The 15,364-nt window shown below is 61.7% G+C and carries 13 protein-coding genes and 1 pseudogene; 6 read left to right on the top strand and 8 right to left on the bottom strand.

Annotation, left to right across the window (positions count from 1 at the left end; translation table 11 throughout):
• Window positions 1-90 precede the first annotated feature (90 nt).
• The 3 genes from LPB73_RS14630 to LPB73_RS14640 all read left to right on the top strand — a co-directional run bounded on the left by LPB73_RS14630 (window position 91) and on the right by LPB73_RS14640 (window position 3,874).
• Window positions 91-753, top strand: a complete 663-nt coding sequence (locus tag LPB73_RS14630; RefSeq protein ID WP_231081155.1) for a response regulator — start codon at window positions 91-93, stop codon at window positions 751-753.
• 51 nt (window positions 754-804) lie between these two features.
• The gene (locus LPB73_RS14635) at window positions 805-2,574 is read left to right on the top strand and encodes a hybrid sensor histidine kinase/response regulator (RefSeq protein ID WP_231080984.1); all 1,770 of its coding nucleotides are present in this window, start codon (window positions 805-807) and stop codon (window positions 2,572-2,574) included.
• 568 nt (window positions 2,575-3,142) lie between these two features.
• Window positions 3,143-3,874, top strand: a complete 732-nt coding sequence (locus LPB73_RS14640) for a sulfite exporter TauE/SafE family protein (protein WP_120290905.1) — start codon at window positions 3,143-3,145, stop codon at window positions 3,872-3,874.
• Between the two features lie 42 nt (window positions 3,875-3,916).
• On the opposite strand, the gene LPB73_RS14645 is transcribed toward LPB73_RS14640, so the two are convergent.
• The 4 genes from LPB73_RS14645 to ccmI are packed head-to-tail and all read right to left on the bottom strand — an operon-like array spanning window position 3,917 to window position 8,032.
• Window positions 3,917-4,414: a cytochrome c-type biogenesis protein gene (locus LPB73_RS14645; RefSeq protein ID WP_231080985.1), complete on the bottom strand. Its 498-nt coding sequence runs from the start codon at window positions 4,412-4,414 to the stop codon at window positions 3,917-3,919.
• Window positions 4,415-4,418: 4 nt separating this feature from the next.
• Window positions 4,419-6,401 carry a heme lyase CcmF/NrfE family subunit gene (locus LPB73_RS14650; RefSeq protein WP_231080986.1) on the bottom strand — a complete coding sequence of 661 codons (1,983 nt, stop codon included), beginning with the start codon at window positions 6,399-6,401 and terminating at the stop codon, window positions 4,419-4,421.
• Window positions 6,398-6,907 carry a cytochrome c maturation protein CcmE gene (gene ccmE, locus LPB73_RS14655; protein ID WP_231080987.1) on the bottom strand — a complete coding sequence of 170 codons (510 nt, stop codon included), beginning with the start codon at window positions 6,905-6,907 and terminating at the stop codon, window positions 6,398-6,400. Before ccmE ends, LPB73_RS14650 begins: the two co-directional genes overlap by 4 nt.
• A 6-nt stretch (window positions 6,908-6,913) precedes the next feature.
• Window positions 6,914-8,032 carry a c-type cytochrome biogenesis protein CcmI gene (ccmI, locus tag LPB73_RS14660; RefSeq protein WP_231080988.1) on the bottom strand — a complete coding sequence of 373 codons (1,119 nt, stop codon included), beginning with the start codon at window positions 8,030-8,032 and terminating at the stop codon, window positions 6,914-6,916.
• A 374-nt stretch (window positions 8,033-8,406) separates the two neighbouring features.
• On the opposite strand from ccmI, the gene LPB73_RS14665 reads away from it, so the two are divergent.
• A complete protein-coding gene (locus tag LPB73_RS14665) occupies window positions 8,407-9,024 on the top strand; it encodes a glutathione S-transferase family protein (protein ID WP_231080989.1) in 618 nt (205 codons plus the stop codon).
• Between the two features lie 57 nt (window positions 9,025-9,081).
• A complete protein-coding gene (locus tag LPB73_RS14670; RefSeq protein WP_231080990.1) occupies window positions 9,082-11,157 on the top strand; it encodes a pyridoxamine 5'-phosphate oxidase family protein in 2,076 nt (691 codons plus the stop codon).
• Window positions 11,158-11,216: 59 nt separating this feature from the next.
• On the opposite strand, the gene LPB73_RS14675 is transcribed toward LPB73_RS14670, so the two are convergent.
• Both LPB73_RS14675 and LPB73_RS14680 read right to left on the bottom strand, forming a co-directional pair.
• On the bottom strand, window positions 11,217-12,596 hold the full coding sequence (locus LPB73_RS14675) for a hypothetical protein (RefSeq protein WP_231080991.1): 1,380 nt from the start codon (window positions 12,594-12,596) through the stop codon (window positions 11,217-11,219).
• Between the two features lie 99 nt (window positions 12,597-12,695).
• Complete coding sequence (locus tag LPB73_RS14680; protein ID WP_231080992.1) at window positions 12,696-13,166, bottom strand: RT0821/Lpp0805 family surface protein; 471 nt, start codon at window positions 13,164-13,166, stop codon at window positions 12,696-12,698.
• A gap of 373 nt (window positions 13,167-13,539) precedes the next feature.
• Here LPB73_RS14680 and LPB73_RS14685 point away from each other — a divergent pair.
• A pseudogene (locus tag LPB73_RS14685) lies at window positions 13,540-13,752 on the top strand (transposase); the annotation flags it as partial.
• Between the two features lie 18 nt (window positions 13,753-13,770).
• On the opposite strand, the gene LPB73_RS14690 reads toward LPB73_RS14685, so the two are convergent.
• Both LPB73_RS14690 and LPB73_RS14695 read right to left on the bottom strand, forming a co-directional pair.
• Complete coding sequence (locus LPB73_RS14690) at window positions 13,771-14,541, bottom strand: carbon-nitrogen hydrolase family protein (RefSeq protein WP_231080993.1); 771 nt, start codon at window positions 14,539-14,541, stop codon at window positions 13,771-13,773.
• A 75-nt stretch (window positions 14,542-14,616) separates the two neighbouring features.
• Window positions 14,617-15,159: a helix-turn-helix transcriptional regulator gene (locus LPB73_RS14695; protein WP_231080994.1), complete on the bottom strand. Its 543-nt coding sequence runs from the start codon at window positions 15,157-15,159 to the stop codon at window positions 14,617-14,619.
• Window positions 15,160-15,364 lie beyond the last annotated feature (205 nt).

Consider the following 15,364-nt stretch of genomic DNA (forward strand, 5'->3'; position numbering starts at 1 on the left):
GTATTAAGATCATCAGGCGAATGGATGCATGGATCCCAATCTTTGATTGGAGCTGATTTATATCCTGGTGCCGTTGTAGCGGGGCGATACATGAGCGGACTGGTGAGGACGATCATTGCCGACGATCATGCCTTCATTCGGCAAGGTCTGAAACAGCTTCTATCGACCGTCGACGAGCTAACAGTCAGTGGAGAAGCCGCGGATGGTGAAGCCGTTCACCGGCTGCTGAACGAAAGCTCCGCCGATCTTCTCATACTCGATCTCGGCATGCCGGGTGTGAACGGGTTTCAGTTCATAGCTAACCTGAGAACCGAATGGCCGGAGCTGCGAGTTCTTGTCGTCACCGCCAATGTTGAGCCACGTTCCGTTCGGGCAGCTTTTTCTGCAGGCGCGAATGGCTATTTGACCAAGAGCGGCGATCCATCCGAGCTCATCGCTGCAATCGATGCCATCAGAAAAGGCAACGCCTATGTGGCGGAGGAGGTTCGTTTTGCGGTGGACCAGCATGACGGCCCGAACGTCTCCCCGGAGCCCACGGCTGCGATCATATCTCCGGTCACGCTTACACGGCGCGAGCGGCAAATCCTGGGGATGATCCCTCACGGCGCCACCAGCCGCGACATCGCCAGCCGGCTCGGCATTAGCCCGCTGACCGCCCGGAAACATCGCGAGAATCTGATGCGGAAGCTTGATCTGCACAGCGGTGCTGAATTGACAGCCTACGCAATTCGTCTCGGCCTTCCAGCGGGCTAGCGCAACTCGCGAACGAAGCCGCCGCACCTACCGGCGCGCGAAGAGGTTTCGATGCAAGAAGACAAGATACGCGAGGCGCTCGTCGAGCTTTTGTATCGCAATTCCTACGGAGTGGTGGTCGCCAACATCCTGATCTCCCTGGCGGCAGCATACGTACTGAGGAGCGTTGTATCGGCGAGCTGGTTGATCGGATGGCTCGGCGCGTTGTATCTGCTCACTGCCATACGCGTTCTGGCGGCGCGCCGGTTCTTCAGCCGAGATAGAGAGCCGACGTCCGCGTTGCGATGGGCCTGGCTTGCGGCTGCGTTTTCCTGCGTGTCAGGCCTGCTGTGGGGAATGCTCGGCTGGGTTGGGTTCCTTCCTGAGGCGCCCATTCCTTTTTCATTCACGGTCATCGTCTTGACCGGTCTGATCTGCGGCACCGTTCCGTCGCTCTCGGCCTTTCCGCCTGCTCTCGTCGGCTCGATCGTCGCAACGGTGCTTCCGATCACGGTACGCTCGATTACCAATGGAGGTGATATCTCCGGCGCATATCTCTCCCTGCTTGCGGGGCTTGTGGCCATCAATCTCTATTACTGCCGCACAACGTACCACATGCTGCGTGAGACCATCAGGTTGCGTCTGGAAAATGTCGAACTGGTGAGCCACCTGCAGGAAGAACGCGACCGCGCGCAAGCGGCCGATCATGCGAAGACGCGTTTCCTTGCGGCCGCCAGTCATGACCTGCGCCAGCCGATCCATGCCTTGAGTCTACTGATCGCCACGCTCGCGGCGCTGGGTCACCGCGGCGCTGTCGCATCGGGCGATGCTCGCGATCTGGCCGGCAAGGCAAAATCCATTGTCGGCAATCTCAGCGCCCTCCTGAATGGACTGCTCGACATCTCCCGGCTCGATGCCGGCGTCGTCACTGTTGCGAAGGAGACGGTGAATTTGTCCCAACTTTTCAATCAACTCGGCAACGAATTCGCGCCCGTGGCGAAGGATCGCGGCCTTGATTGGCGTGTTGTTGAAAGCCGTCTGCTGGTGGACAGCGATCCCATGATGCTGAAACGGGTTTTGGACAATCTGCTGTCGAACGCTTTTCGATACACGAGATCCGGCGGCGTTCTGCTCGGCTGCCGTAGGCGCGACGCTTCGGTGGAAATCCAGATATGGGATACCGGCCCCGGCATCCCCGCAGATCAGCAAGCAATGGTGTTCGAGGAATTCGTGCAATTGCAGAACCCGGCGAGGGATCGCGCGCTCGGCCTCGGCCTTGGCCTCGCCATCGTTCGCCGCACCGCCGTACTGCTGCAACATCCGCTAAAGCTGGTCTCCGTCACCGGGCGCGGCTCGATGTTTTCCGTTACGGTTCCGATAGCCAGTGCGGTGGAAACGCCTTTGCCCGACAACAAGGCATCACCAGCCGGCATCGCCGTCGGCATCATGGTCGTGGAAGACGAGAGGAATGTTCTCGACATCATGGTACAGTTGCTCTCCCTGCAGGGGCATCGCGTCTATGCCGGCCGATCTGCCGCCGAGGTGCAACAGATTCATGCAGAGGCGATCGAGGCCGGCGATGCACCGGTCGATCTGATCATTGCCGACTACCGCCTCAGAGATGAGGCTACGGGCCTGGACGCAATCGGGGCCCTTTGCGCCCATATCGGCCGCTCGGTCCCTGCCGTCATCGTGACCGGCGATACCTCGCCGTCGCGGATCAAGGAAGCCATCGCCAGCGGTCATCGTATTCTGCACAAGCCGATCACCGGCGAGGAATTGCACGAAGCGATCGTTGCAGCCTGTGTTGACGGCAAGGAATCGATCGATAGCGGTCGCTAGAATATGTAGCTGCCCCGGATTGGCGATCACCGGGCCACGGTCGAGATAGCGTCTCCGCGCTGATCTCCAACGGCGGCGCCACCTGCGGTGGCGCAGGGCCTTTCGACATTAGCCTCCTTGCCGACGACGAAATACGACATCTGCCGTATCGCTCGCATATGAACCCAGCGATATCGTTCACCCCAACTGGACGCGCTTGAGCAGCAGCCGATCTTGAATTCGGCAGTTGGAAGCAGGAGCGCGCTTTCAAAGTGACAGTCGAATTTTCCGAACGCATGCAAGAAGGAAATTTGGATATGGCAGTTACCAAGAGCTCCCACATCCGTCGACCAACGCCCCCTCCGTCTCCTCTCAAAGCGTGGGCAATCGCTGTCCTGGCTGGCTTCGGCATTTTGCACGTTGTCGGAGGATACATGCTGAACCACGTGTCGAGTATCCAACCTATCGAAACGGCAACAACGGCGATCCACGGCGACTAGATGGATTTGTTGTTATCGCTTGAGTGAGTTCGGACGCCCCACGCTGTCCCGCTATTGAAGACGATCACCGTTCCAAAGGAAGCGATGCCATGTCAGACATAGCGGCTTATTTGACGCTAAGCGGGGCGGTTTTTGCGGGCGCGTTCGTTTCCGGCCTTTCCGGGTTTGCGTTCTCGGCGGTCGCCGGTGCTGTCCTGCTACACGTTTTTCCGCCTATGGAAGCCGTGCCATTGATGATGGCTTGCAGCATCACTGTACAAGCGGCCACTCTGTTTGCGCTACGCAAGAACATGCAATGGAAAACCAGCCTCGTTTTCATCGCGGGTGGACTGCTAGGCATTCCGATCGCGATCTATCTCCTGCAGAATGTGGGTACTGGAACCTTCAGACTGGGTTTTGGAGCTCTCGTATCGCTTTACGCGACATATGCCTTGTTCCGGCCAACACCTGCCTGCTCGCGTCAGATGGAGAGCCAGAGCAGAAACGCGCTGGTAGGGTTTGGTGGGGGACTGGTCGGCGGATTGACTGCGATGCCCGGCGCACTTCCTGCGATCTGGTGCGACATCCATGGTCTCCCGAAAAATCAGCAGCGCGGTCTGGTTCAACCCTACATAGGGGTGATGCAGCTTTTCGCCCTTGCTCTCATGCTTTCGCACCACAGCCTTTCGTTAAAGGTCTTGATCAACTTTGGCATGTCTCTACCCGCCTTGGCTGCTGGAACGGCTTTAGGCATCGTCCTGTTCGGACGGGTCAACGAAGCAGCCTTCAAACGAATTATCCTGGGCTTGTTGCTGTTCTCGGGACTTTGCCTTGTGATCTAGATGCGAGCTCTCAATAGTCGGCTGCTGGCCGGGGTCGGCGAACTAAACCGGCTTGTCCTGCACCGTTTCCTTGGCAATCAGCCGCTCGATCCGCGCTTCTTCCTCGGCGGTGAGTTTCATCACGGCATCATCATCGCCTGCAGCCCGGCCCCGCCGCCGGTTGTGCCACCATAGCGCAACGCCACCACCGATCAGCACCAGTGGCGTCAGCAGCCACAGCAGCAGCGTGTGCAGGTTGAGCCGCGGCTTCAGCAGCACGAATTCGCCATAGCGCGCCACAAGGAAATCCAGCACCTGCTTGTCGCTTTCGCCAGTAGCGATACGCTCGCGCACCAAGAGGCGCAGGTCGCGCGCCAGCGGTGCATCGGAATCGTCGATGGACTGGTTCTGACAGACCATGCAGCGCAGCTCCTTCGACAGGTTGCGCGCGCGGCCTTCCTGGGCCGGGTCCTTCATGATCTCGTCGGGCTGCACCGCATGCGCGAGCGGCGCAGCGAGCAGGAACATGACGGCGATGAGGCTTGCGACAATGCGTGTCACGCCATCACTCCGCCGGCTGCAGTGCGCGCGATGCCTTGGCCGGCTTCGGCGCGCCGACGCGTAGCCGCCGGTCGGACAGTGACAGCAGCCCGCCAAAAGCCATCAGCACCGGCCCCCACCAGATCATCAGCACCAGCGGCTTGTGATACATCCGCACGGCGACAGCGCCACCCGCGGCTTCCTCCCCGAGCGAGATATAGAGCTGGCTGGCGCCGCGCGACAGCAACGCGGCTTCCGTGGTGGAGGACTGCCGCGCCGCGAAGTTGCGCTTCGATGGCGTCATCTCGCCGATCTCGTCGTCGCCGCGCGTCACCCTGAAGCGTGCGATGCTCTCACGGAAATTCGGCCCCTGCCGCTGCGTCACGTCCTTGAGCGTGAGCTCATAGCCGGCAAGCTTCGCCACATCGTTCGGCTGCATGGTGCCGATATATTCGGTATTCCACGTGCTCTCGCAGACGATACCGATCAGCGCGACGCCGATGCCGGCATGAGCAAAGGCCGTGCCCCAGGCCGCGCGCGGCAATCCGCGCGCACGGCGGAACGCCGTACCGAACGGTAAACGAAACAGCATGGTGCGTTCGGCGATATCGACGATCGATCCGGCGATCACGAACACGCCGAGCCCGATCGCCAGCGGCGCCAGCGCCGGGCCGCCGGTCGTCCATGCCCAGACCAATGCCACCGCCAGCAGCGCGGCAATGCCAGCCGCCATCAGCCGCTGCGTGACGCCTCTGAGATCGCCGCGCTTCCACGCCAGCAGCGGCCCGAACGGCATCGCCAGCAGCAACGGCACGAACAGCGGGCCGAATGTGAGGTTGAAGAACGGCGCGCCGACAGAGATTTTCTCGCCGGTCAGCATTTCCAGCGCCAGCGGATACAGCGTGCCGATGAACACCGTGGCGCAGGCCGTGGTGAGGAACAGGTTGTTCAGCACCAGCGCGCCCTCGCGCGAGATCGGCGCGAACAGTCCGCCCTGCTTCAGCGACGATGCACGCCACATATAGAGCGTCAGGCTGCCGCCGATGAACACGCACAGGATCAGCAGGATGAACACGCCGCGCGTCGGGTCGGTCGCGAAGGCATGAACCGAGGTGAGGACGCCGGAGCGCACCAGGAATGTGCCGAGCAGCGACAGCGAGAACGTCAGGATCGCCAGCAAGATGGTCCAGACCTTCAGCGCGTTGCGTTTCTCCATCACCACCGCGGAGTGCAGCAACGCGGTGCCGGACAGCCATGGCATCAGCGAGGCGTTCTCGACGGGATCCCAGAACCACCAGCCACCCCAGCCGAGTTCGTAATAAGCCCAGTACGAGCCCATCGCGATGCCGAGCGTCAGAAAGATCCACGCCACCAGCGTCCATGGCCGCACCCAGCGCGCCCAGGCGGCATCGATGCGGCCTTCGATCAATGCGGCGACGGCGAAGGAGAATGCGATGGAGAAGCCGACATAGCCGAGATAGAGCATCGGCGGATGCACCGCGAGGCCGATATCCTGCAGCACCGGATTGAGATCGCGCCCCTCGAGCGGCGGCTGCGCCAGACGCAGGAACGGGTTCGAGGTCATCAGGATGAACAGATAGAACGCCGCAGCGATCCAGCCCTGCACCGCCAGCACATGCGCACGCAGCGACAGCGGCAGATTATTGCCGAAGGCGGCGACGAGCCCGCCGAACAGTGCGAGGATCGACACCCACAATAGCATCGAGCCTTCGTGGTTTCCCCACACGCCGGTGATCTTGTAGAGCAGCGGTTTTGCGGAATGCGAATTCTCGAACACGTTGGCGACCGAGAAATCCGACGTGACATAGAGCGTCGTCAGCGCGAGAAACGACAGCCCCGCGAACAGCAGCTGCGCCAGTGCCGTGGAGCGCGCGACATTCATCAGCGCGGGATCGCGCAGCCGCGCACCGATGATCGGCACCGTCGACTGGATCAGCGCCAGCGCGAGCGCCAGCACCAGTGCGTAATGTCCGGCTTCGGCAATCACTGCAAAACACTCTGTTTTGCAGGGGTCACCACGGGCTTGGCGGCGCCCTGCGACATCACCGGCTTGCCGCCCTCGCCTTCCTGCCAGCGCCCCTGTTTCTTGAGCGCGTCAGCGACTTCCTTCGGCATGTAGTTCTCGTCATGCTTCGCCAGGACCGTATCGGCCTTGAACACGCCCGACGCATCCATCGCGCCTTCGGCGACAACGCCCTGCCCCTCGCGGAACAGATCGGGCAGGATGCCCTTGTAGTTCACCGGCAAGGTTGCGCCACCATCGGAGACCTTGAAGCTCACGGCGAGATTGTCGCCACGCACCAGCGAGCCCTGCTCGACCATGCCGCCGAGACGAAAGCGCTTGCCAACGGGGATCTGCTTTTCGGCAACCATCTGCGGCGTCGAGAAGAACACGATGGAGTCGCGCATCGCGTTGAGCACAAGTCCGGCCGCGATGGCGAGCACCACCAGCGCTCCACCTATCATCGTCAATCGTCGCTGCTTGCGCGTCATTGGAAGTCACCCATCCAGCCCGGAGTCCTTCAGGCCATCGTTCAGCTTGCGCAGCCGCTCGGCATCGGTGCCGACCGCCTCCCGTGCATCCGCCAGCGCGCTCTTTGCCTTGTCGCGCTCACCGAGCACCATATAGGCACGCACCAGCCGCAACCATCCCTCGACATCGCTGCCATCCTGCTTCAGCCGCGCGGCAAGCCGGTCGACCATGCCATGGATCATCGCATTGCGGTCGCCTGCATTCATGCCCTGTACCGACGCGATCGTGTCTTCCGACAGTGCCGGCAGGTTCGGGCCTGATTTCGGAGCGCTGCCGCCGACGCGCGCCAGGGCCGCCGTGACCACCGGACGCCACGGCGCATCCGCAGGTCCCTTTGCCAGCATGTCGCGCCAGATCACCGCCGCGTCGCTGCCACGCCCGTCCTGCTCGGCCGCGAGGCCCAGGAAGTAGCGGGCCTTGACCTCACCGGCATCGAGCGCGACAGCGCGTTCGAATTCGGTCTTGGCATCCGCGGTGATCACGCCATTGGCGGCCATCGCCATGGCCTCGCCGAGATCGGCGCGCCGCGCGGCCGTATCGCCGGCATAGGTGATCGCATTGCGGAACGCGCGCACCGCATCGTCGGTGCGGCCGATCTTCGCCAGCACCGGCGCAAGCACGGTCCAGCCACGGCCATCGGTCGGGTTCTTCTCGAGATGCTGCTCGACCTGAGCGACGAGATTGTCCAGCGGCTGGGTGGGACTGGGCGACTGGTTGCGCGCGGCGAGCGGAAAGTCTGGCATAGCAGGCGAGCCGAGCGGCAGATAGAAGCCGATGGCCAGCAGCGGCAGGCCGATCAGCGCCACCAGCGCCACCGCGCGGCGAAAGCCGGGACTGCTGCCCACAGACGCCGCGCCCTCCGCGTCGACCGCTGCCAGCAGACGACGGCTGATCTCGACACGTGCCGCTTCCGCCTCGGTCGGCCCGATCAGGCCGGCGGCGGTATCGCGGGTGATTTCAGCGAGCTGATCCCGATAGACAGTGGCCTCGGTACCCCCGGCATCGGAGCGGGTCCGGCCAAGCGGCCACAACACGGCGAAAGTCGCTGCGGCGGTCATCAAGGCGAACACAAACCATAAGGCCATCAATGGGTTCCGGCGTAGTCTTGAGTCGATCTAAACGACGTCTTTGCCGGGTTACACCATGGCCGCCGACGCCGCGCAATTGACTTTTATGCCATCGCGACGTCCAGCCGCTTGTTCTGGATCAAGGATTGCGGCGGCTGCGAGCCCGCTTTCCGAGTAACGCCCCCTCCGCGACGTGGATGCCCTCCGGGAAGACCCATCGACGCGATTGATGAAACCGCTATCGGGCCTGTCGCGCGCCGACAAAGGCCGCGGTTATTTCATCCGGCGCAATGATGAAGTGCACAGAGCGTGCATTCTCGCGCGCCGGATCATGAACCAACTTGCATTCGCTGAACGGGAATGAACCCGACCACGAATTCAGGATCAAGATCATGAAGCTTTATCATCATCCACTGTCCGGCCACTCTCATCGCGCGCATCTGTTCGCTTCGCTCCTTGGCCTGCCCCACGAACTCATCGAGGTTGACCTGAAGTCGGGCGCACACAAGACGCCGGATTTCCTTGCGCTCAATCCGTTCGGTCAGGTGCCGGTCCTCGATGACAGTGGCACCATTGTCTCCGACTCGAACGCCATACTCGTTTATCTCGCCAAGACATCCGGCCGAGCCGAGTGGCTGCCCGATGACGCGAAGGGAAGCGCGGCCATCCAGCGCTGGCTGTCTGTCGCTGCCGGCCAACTGGCCTATGGTCCTGCCGCTGCACGGCTGATCACCGTTTTCGGCAGGAACTTCAATCCAGAGGAAGTCATCGAGCGCGCGCACGCCTTGTTGGCACTGGTCGAAGCGCATCTCGCCGATCGCGACTGGCTTGTCGGCAATGGTCCGACCATCGCGGATGTGGCGCTCTACAGCTACATCGCAAGCGCGCCGGAAGGAAATGTCGATCTGTCCGGCTATCCCAAGGTGACCGCCTTCTTGCGCCGCATCGAAGCGCTGCCCGGCTTCGTGCCTTTCGCCAAGACCCCCGTCGGCCTCGCCGCTGCGGCTTAACTGCGTGTGTCGGGCGTATCCAGGCATACGCCCGACACCGCCAACGAGAGCGGACCGATGACCGATACTATGTCGCTATCAAAACTGGACATCTGGCACGCCGGCGAGAAGGCGATTCAGGAAAAGGTCGGCGTTTCGACTCACATGGATGAGCTCGGCAGGCGCATCGTGCGCGACTACATGCCGACGCAACACCGGGATTTCTACGCCCAGATCCCCTTCATCGCCCTCGGCAGCGTCGACGGCGCAGGTGACGCATGGGCCACATTTGTCACCGGCAAGCCCGGCTTCATCTCATCGCCAACAGCGCAATCGCTCGATATCGATGTCGTCAGGGAGCCAAGCGATCCCGCCAGCGAAGGGATGCACGAGGGCGATGCAATCGGCCTGCTCGGCATCGAACTTCACACGCGCCGGCGAAATCGGGTCAACGGCATCATTGGACCATCGGACAATAACGCGATCCACTTCGACGTCGATCAAAGCTTCGGCAACTGTCCACGCTATATCCAGCTCCGCGACTATGAATTTGCCCGCGACCCACGCGATCAGTTTACGGGCGACATCGAAGAGAAAGCCGAAATCGACGCAACGGCACGCCGCATGATCGAAGCCGCCGACATGTTCTTTGTCGCGTCCTATGTCGAGCGAGAATCCCGTCGACAGGTCGACGTCTCGAGCCGCGGCGGCAATCCCGGTTTCGTTCGTGTTGCCGACGATGGCACGCTCACAATCCCGGATTTCGCGGGCAATCTGTTCTTCGCCACGCTGGGCAACATCCTCATCAACGGCAAAGCTGGACTCTTGTTTGTCGATTTCGAGACCGGCGACGTGCTGCAAATGACCGGCGACGCCCGGGTCATCCTGGACTCCCCGGAGATCGCCGCTTTTCAGGGCGCCGAGCGCCTCTGGCAATTCAACGCGCGGCGTGTCGTTCTTCGGCGCGGTGCCCTGCCCCTGCGCTGGGCGTTCCGGCCGGACGGATGGGCTCCGAGCACGCTCATGACAGGCAGTTGGGAGCAGGCAGCCGGTCGTCTGCGGGCTGCAGAACTTGCGACCAAATGGCGGCCGTTCAAGGTCATCAACATCGTCGATGAGAGCGCAACGGTCCGGTCGTTCCATCTGGAGCCGACTGACGGCGCCGGCCTCCTCCCTCATCGTGCCGGGCAGTATCTCCCGATCAGACTACCCATTGACGGAGCGGAGAAGACCGCCATCCGAACCTATACGCTGTCGGTCGCGCCTTCGGATCACGTCTATCGCATCAGCGTCAAACGCGACGGACTGGTGTCGCAGCGGCTACACGACGGCATCAATATTGGCGACGTGATCGAAGCAAGGGCGCCCGCCGGTGAATTCACAATCGATGCCGCTGAGGCGCGGCCAGCGGTGCTGCTGGCGGGCGGCATCGGAATCACGCCGATGCTCGCGATGCTGCGGCATGTGATTTACGAGGGGCTGCGGACGCTCAAGATTCGACCCACCGTGCTTTTTCAGGCAGCCCGTTCGAAGAACGAGCGCCCCTTCGGCAACGAATTGGATGAACTTGCGGCCTCCGCTGGAGACGCAGTCCGGGTCATCCGAGTTCTCGGCGACATCACGGATGCCGAAGAAGGTCCCGACTACGACGCTGCGGGGCGTATCGACATGGCCCTGCTGTCACGGTTCATGCCGGTTGGCGACTACGATTACTATCTCTGCGGCCCTTCCGGATTCATGCAGTCGATCTATGACGGTCTTCGTGCACTGAACATCGCTGACAACCGTATCCACGCCGAAGCATTCGGCCCCGCGTCACTGGTGCGAACCGTCGACAGCCCGGCGACAGCGCCGGCGCGCCAGCCACCGTCGTCGGCATCGGTGCATGTCGTGTTCACAGAGTCATTGAAGGAAGCGCGCTGGACGCCTGAATCCGGCACGCTGCTCGACCTCGCCGAATCCCGAGGCCTGAGCCCCGATTTCAGTTGTCGGGAAGGGCATTGCGGCACCTGCCGAACGAAGCTTCTGGCGGGAGCGGTGACCTACGTCAAAGAACCAGCCGCTGCGGTGGCCGACGATGAAGTCCTGATCTGCTGTGCCGTTGCGGCCGCACAGAACGGCAACGAAGCCAATCGCATTCAATTGGCGCTCTGATCTCGGGATGAGGCGATGCGGATGTCACATCGCCGACGAGCCATTTCGCATCGCCTGGCCTAGCCGGCCCGCTTCGGCTTGCGCTCGACCACGACCATGGCCTGTTCGGCGGCGCGGCTCATCAGCGAGGCGTATTCCTGGCCGAACAACACCTGGCAGAAGCGGATCGCGGCCTTGGCCTGCATCTGCCGGTAGCTACGGACGCGGGTATCGCCGGCGCGCAGCGACTGCACCAGCGACTCCGTGGACTTCTCGACATATTGCTGCAGGTCGGAATAGGTCCGCAGCGTCACCTCGTTGATCGCGAGTTCGCTGGCATAGGTCCGGCACACCGCAACGAAATTGATCAGCGCCACGGTCTCCTCGACCTCGGCGAAATCGATCGTCGCCGTTGCGGCAATATCCTTGTCAGGGCGCTGGCGCAGCAGACGCCGCACTCTGCCCGGCACGCTCTCGATCTCCGACTGCAGCGTCGAGGAAATCTCCACCCGGATCGCCGCCATCTGGCGGCCCCAAGTGGAATCGTTACGCATGTCGAGTTCGGTGCGCAGGCCGCGCACGCCGTCATGGGCGACCTTGAGATGTTCGGGGGCGCTGTCGAACTTGCCGCGCCTGATATCGGAGCGCAGTTCGGCCGCGACGCGATTGAGATCGGACAGCGCCATGGTCACGGCGACACCATAGGGCGTGGCGGCCACGCGGATTTCATCGTCCGAGGCCGCGATCTTTACCGCCAGACGAATGATCTGCCATGGCGCCGCCAGCCGCTGCATCACCAGCGACAGTGCGAAAGGCAGCACCTGCGGCGTGGTCAGCGTCGGCACGTTCAGTGCGCTGTTCACCGAGGCGATCTGGCTATCGCCGAAGCTGCGCAGCACGCTCGGCAGCTTGCCCGCAAAGCCGTCGAGTTGCTCGCGCGCCTTCAGCACCGCGCCGATAGATGGCAGGTCCTCGACCGCATGGGTCGGCCCGATGCGGGCCGCGCCGCGATTGCCCGATGTGGCAGCGGTAATGGCGGCTGCTGCCGCCTGCTGGAATTTCTTGATGGCGCGCTCGATGTCCGAAGCGCCCGGCTCGGGCGATACGGTGACGGCCGCCTCGAACTCGCGCACGGCGTCTGCGGCGTCGCGCTCGAGCCACTGCCAGATCGGCAGCAGCGAGGCGCGCCGGATCTGTCCGGGCCGGACATTGCCCACACCTTCGACAAGGAACGGCTCGAGCGATTTGAACACGAGCCGGGTCGGATCCTCGACGCGCGGGCGCACTGCATTCTCGTGGCCACGAACCACGCCGCGCAGCAGGTCGAGCACGAAATTGGCGACCACGACGTCTTCGCCGCGCTCGATCGCGCGCTCATATTCGCGCATCAGCAGCATCTGCGACTGCTCGGGCAGTTGCGCCAAATACTCCCGCAAGCGATCGATCGAGGTTTTGTTCATGCAGCCTAGGAATCCGTGCTTTCCGGTCGATCTACAACCGAAAATCGCCACCGATTTTTGTAGCAGGCGCCCCGTTAAGAAGGCGTTGAGGAACCGGGATCAGGCAGCCGCCCAGGTGCCTTCAGGGCTGCGACAGGCGGTGCCGCGGGCGGTCTTGAGGTCACCATTCACAGTGACCGTGTGGGAAAAGCCTCGGCATTCCCGGCCCTTCTGGTTATAGGCCGGTCCGGCGACAATATTGCCATAGCGTCCCGACGTGGCGTTGCGCCAGGGCACCGGCGCGCCGGGTGCACCGCGGTCGAGGGCGGTGATCTGGGCCTCGTAGGCCAGCCGGCGGTCCTCGTCGTTGAGCTGCGCGCCGAGTTTGGCGCCGATCAGCCCGCCAAAGGCGGCATTGGTCACCGCCGCTGCCGCGTTCTCCTCGGACAGGCCAACGGCCGACTTGGTGCTGCTATAGGCCCGGGCGATCGTATCGGTGCCGAGGCCCAGCCCGCCGTCCGACGTCGTCACGTCGCAACCACCCAGCGCCAGCGCGATGGCGGCAACACAGAAGGCGTTGAACTTGACCATGGACCGCAGACCCCGAACGCAAACCGGAACACAGGAAACGTCAAAGACGTTACGAACGGGATAATTCGGGCGACAACGGGGCGCAAGGCGGGCGGGTTTCGGACCCTGCTCGATCTCTTCAGAAACGGGGTGGGCTTGCATAGGCTGAGGAGGCCTGTCGCAAATCCATCGATAAAACTGGGCTGCCGGCCCACAGAGCCGAAGACCATATACGGCGCTCCAGCGAACGGGCGATTCTCAATAAGCGCATTCAAAGCGACACTCAGCGACGCTTATCCGTAGCGGAATTCCGGCCAATCCGGCTGCTGTCAGCTCCATCCCATGAGCTATCGCGGCCTTTCCTATAGCTCATACGATGGGTCAAAAATGAGTTATAGAAAGCGCGACTCCGCCTCGCCCGGTAAGCAGGACAGAAGCGAAGAAGCGAGCCAGGTTAAGGGACGAACAGACTATCGATGTGTTGTGCGAGCACGAGGCGGGGGCGAAAGCCGCTGATCGCGCGCGCAGGCACGGCGTCTCCAAGGCGACACTGTACAATTGGAAAGGCAAATTCGGCGGAATGGATATCTCGGAGGCCACACGGCTGCTGGAACCACTGCGCTGATCAAACAGGTCCAGTCACATAACAGGGGTAGCTCTTCTGCTTCTCTTTGACGGAAGCGATATCAAGCTCGATTACCGCGAACGGGTTTTCCGGAGACGTCATGTCGATTAGTTCTCCAGTAGGCGCGCACGCGAAACCTTTGCCTCCAAATATCGGCCCACTTGATCCTTGCCCAACGCGGTTCGAGCTTACGACATAACAGCCTGAAACAATCGCGGCCATCGCACCTGCTGTGCGAAAAACATCCACGGTTCTACCCGTGGCTCTCGGTACAACGATCAACTCGGCGCCTTGTTTACGGTAATGGCGAGCATGTTCGTTGAACATCACTTCCGTGCATAGCAGCACTCCTACGCATACACCACAAACTACGACCGGCTCGAACTCGCGCGATTGGGTCGTGTACCAATTCGACTCATACCAGCCCAATTCCGCTGGAAAATATTGCTTTGTGTGGAGATGTCTTACTTCTCCACCTTCAAGACAGAAAGCTTCATTTGCAAGCCGCGCCCCCTCCCAAACAGGTCGAGAAGAAATGACCGCTGGGATATTTAGCCTTTCGAGTGCCGCTACACCTGCCCGATGACACTCAATGCTATATTCGGCCAGTCTCGGATCGAAATCCGGGGTTGACGCAATCCAGGGACCGAAAGGCAACTCATTCGTTACCAATATATCGACTGTCGTCTTGGAAAGATCGTTTGCCAAACTAAGCCATTGCTCGCTATCGGCAATTAAGTTATCTGGCCACTCAACAAATCCTACCCGCATTGCCATCCTCATGACTTCGCCTCGGCGTTATATGAGATGCGTGTCGATAGCGAGAGCAAAAGACGCGGATCTAGCCTATGCGACGCCGTCGAGCCTCTTTGCGTAGGCCGCCAAGCCATCGCGCAGTGCCTCCTGCAATTTCGGCGTGCGCGCGCGGATCGCCTCATTTGCGACCCCGACAGCCTCCGCCTCCATCGCCTTCTCGCGCGACAGGTGATCGTGCTGGAACAGCCATGTCGCCACCGCTGACCAGTCATACAGCGAGGTCTTCGACGTCACGCGTGCAACCGGTGGCGGAAAATTGCCGACACGATTGCCGCTGGCATAGTTGGTGATCGCCGCGCGCGACAGCCCGGTTCGCATGGCAATATCCGAAAGGCTCACCAGCGGGTCTGGCTCGACGCGATCGACCTGCGCGCCCGCCTTCATGACATTCTCGACCGCCGAGCAGATGGCCGCATCTATCGATGTCGCTTCGCGGGCAAAATCAGCAATGATGTGGCCTTTCTGGAACGAAATTGTCGCATCGTCGCAACCCGCGTCGAAAAAGCGATCAGCGAAATCCTCCGCGTCCGGATCGAGACCGGATGCAATGATGCTGAACTCAAATTCTGTCATCACTGTCCTCCTGTTCTCGGTGCGGGCAACGATCGATCTCGCGTCTCAGCTGGCGCGCATGGTTCTGCGGATTTCGGGGTGTCGACCAGACGAATACCGCACACCCTTCGCGATCATGATGCGCGCACAAGAGCTTCGCCCAGGCATGCCCTTTGACCTTTACCCATGACCAGCCATTTTGCTCGGCATAAGCAACCGCAGCTTC

This window comes from Tardiphaga sp. 37S4 (assembly GCF_021044645.1).
In the GTDB taxonomy this organism is placed as follows: domain Bacteria; phylum Pseudomonadota; class Alphaproteobacteria; order Rhizobiales; family Xanthobacteraceae; genus Tardiphaga; species Tardiphaga robiniae.

Bases quoted from the DNA above. Each gene is read 5' to 3' on its own strand.
- LPB73_RS14630 (WP_231081155.1), top strand. From the start codon at position 91: ATGAGCGGACTGGTGAGGACGATCATTGCCGACGATCATGCCTTCATT.
- LPB73_RS14635 (WP_231080984.1), top strand. From the start codon at position 805: ATGCAAGAAGACAAGATACGCGAGGCGCTCGTCGAGCTTTTGTATCGC.
- LPB73_RS14640 (WP_120290905.1), top strand. From the start codon at position 3,143: ATGTCAGACATAGCGGCTTATTTGACGCTAAGCGGGGCGGTTTTTGCG.
- ccmE (WP_231080987.1), bottom strand. From the start codon at position 6,907: ATGACGCGCAAGCAGCGACGATTGACGATGATAGGTGGAGCGCTGGTG.
- ccmI (WP_231080988.1), bottom strand. From the start codon at position 8,032: ATGGCCTTATGGTTTGTGTTCGCCTTGATGACCGCCGCAGCGACTTTC.
- LPB73_RS14665 (WP_231080989.1), top strand. From the start codon at position 8,407: ATGAAGCTTTATCATCATCCACTGTCCGGCCACTCTCATCGCGCGCAT.
- LPB73_RS14670 (WP_231080990.1), top strand. From the start codon at position 9,082: ATGACCGATACTATGTCGCTATCAAAACTGGACATCTGGCACGCCGGC.
- LPB73_RS14675 (WP_231080991.1), bottom strand. From the start codon at position 12,596: ATGAACAAAACCTCGATCGATCGCTTGCGGGAGTATTTGGCGCAACTG.
- LPB73_RS14680 (WP_231080992.1), bottom strand. From the start codon at position 13,166: ATGGTCAAGTTCAACGCCTTCTGTGTTGCCGCCATCGCGCTGGCGCTG.
- LPB73_RS14690 (WP_231080993.1), bottom strand. From the start codon at position 14,541: ATGCGGGTAGGATTTGTTGAGTGGCCAGATAACTTAATTGCCGATAGC.
- LPB73_RS14695 (WP_231080994.1), bottom strand. From the start codon at position 15,159: ATGACAGAATTTGAGTTCAGCATCATTGCATCCGGTCTCGATCCGGAC.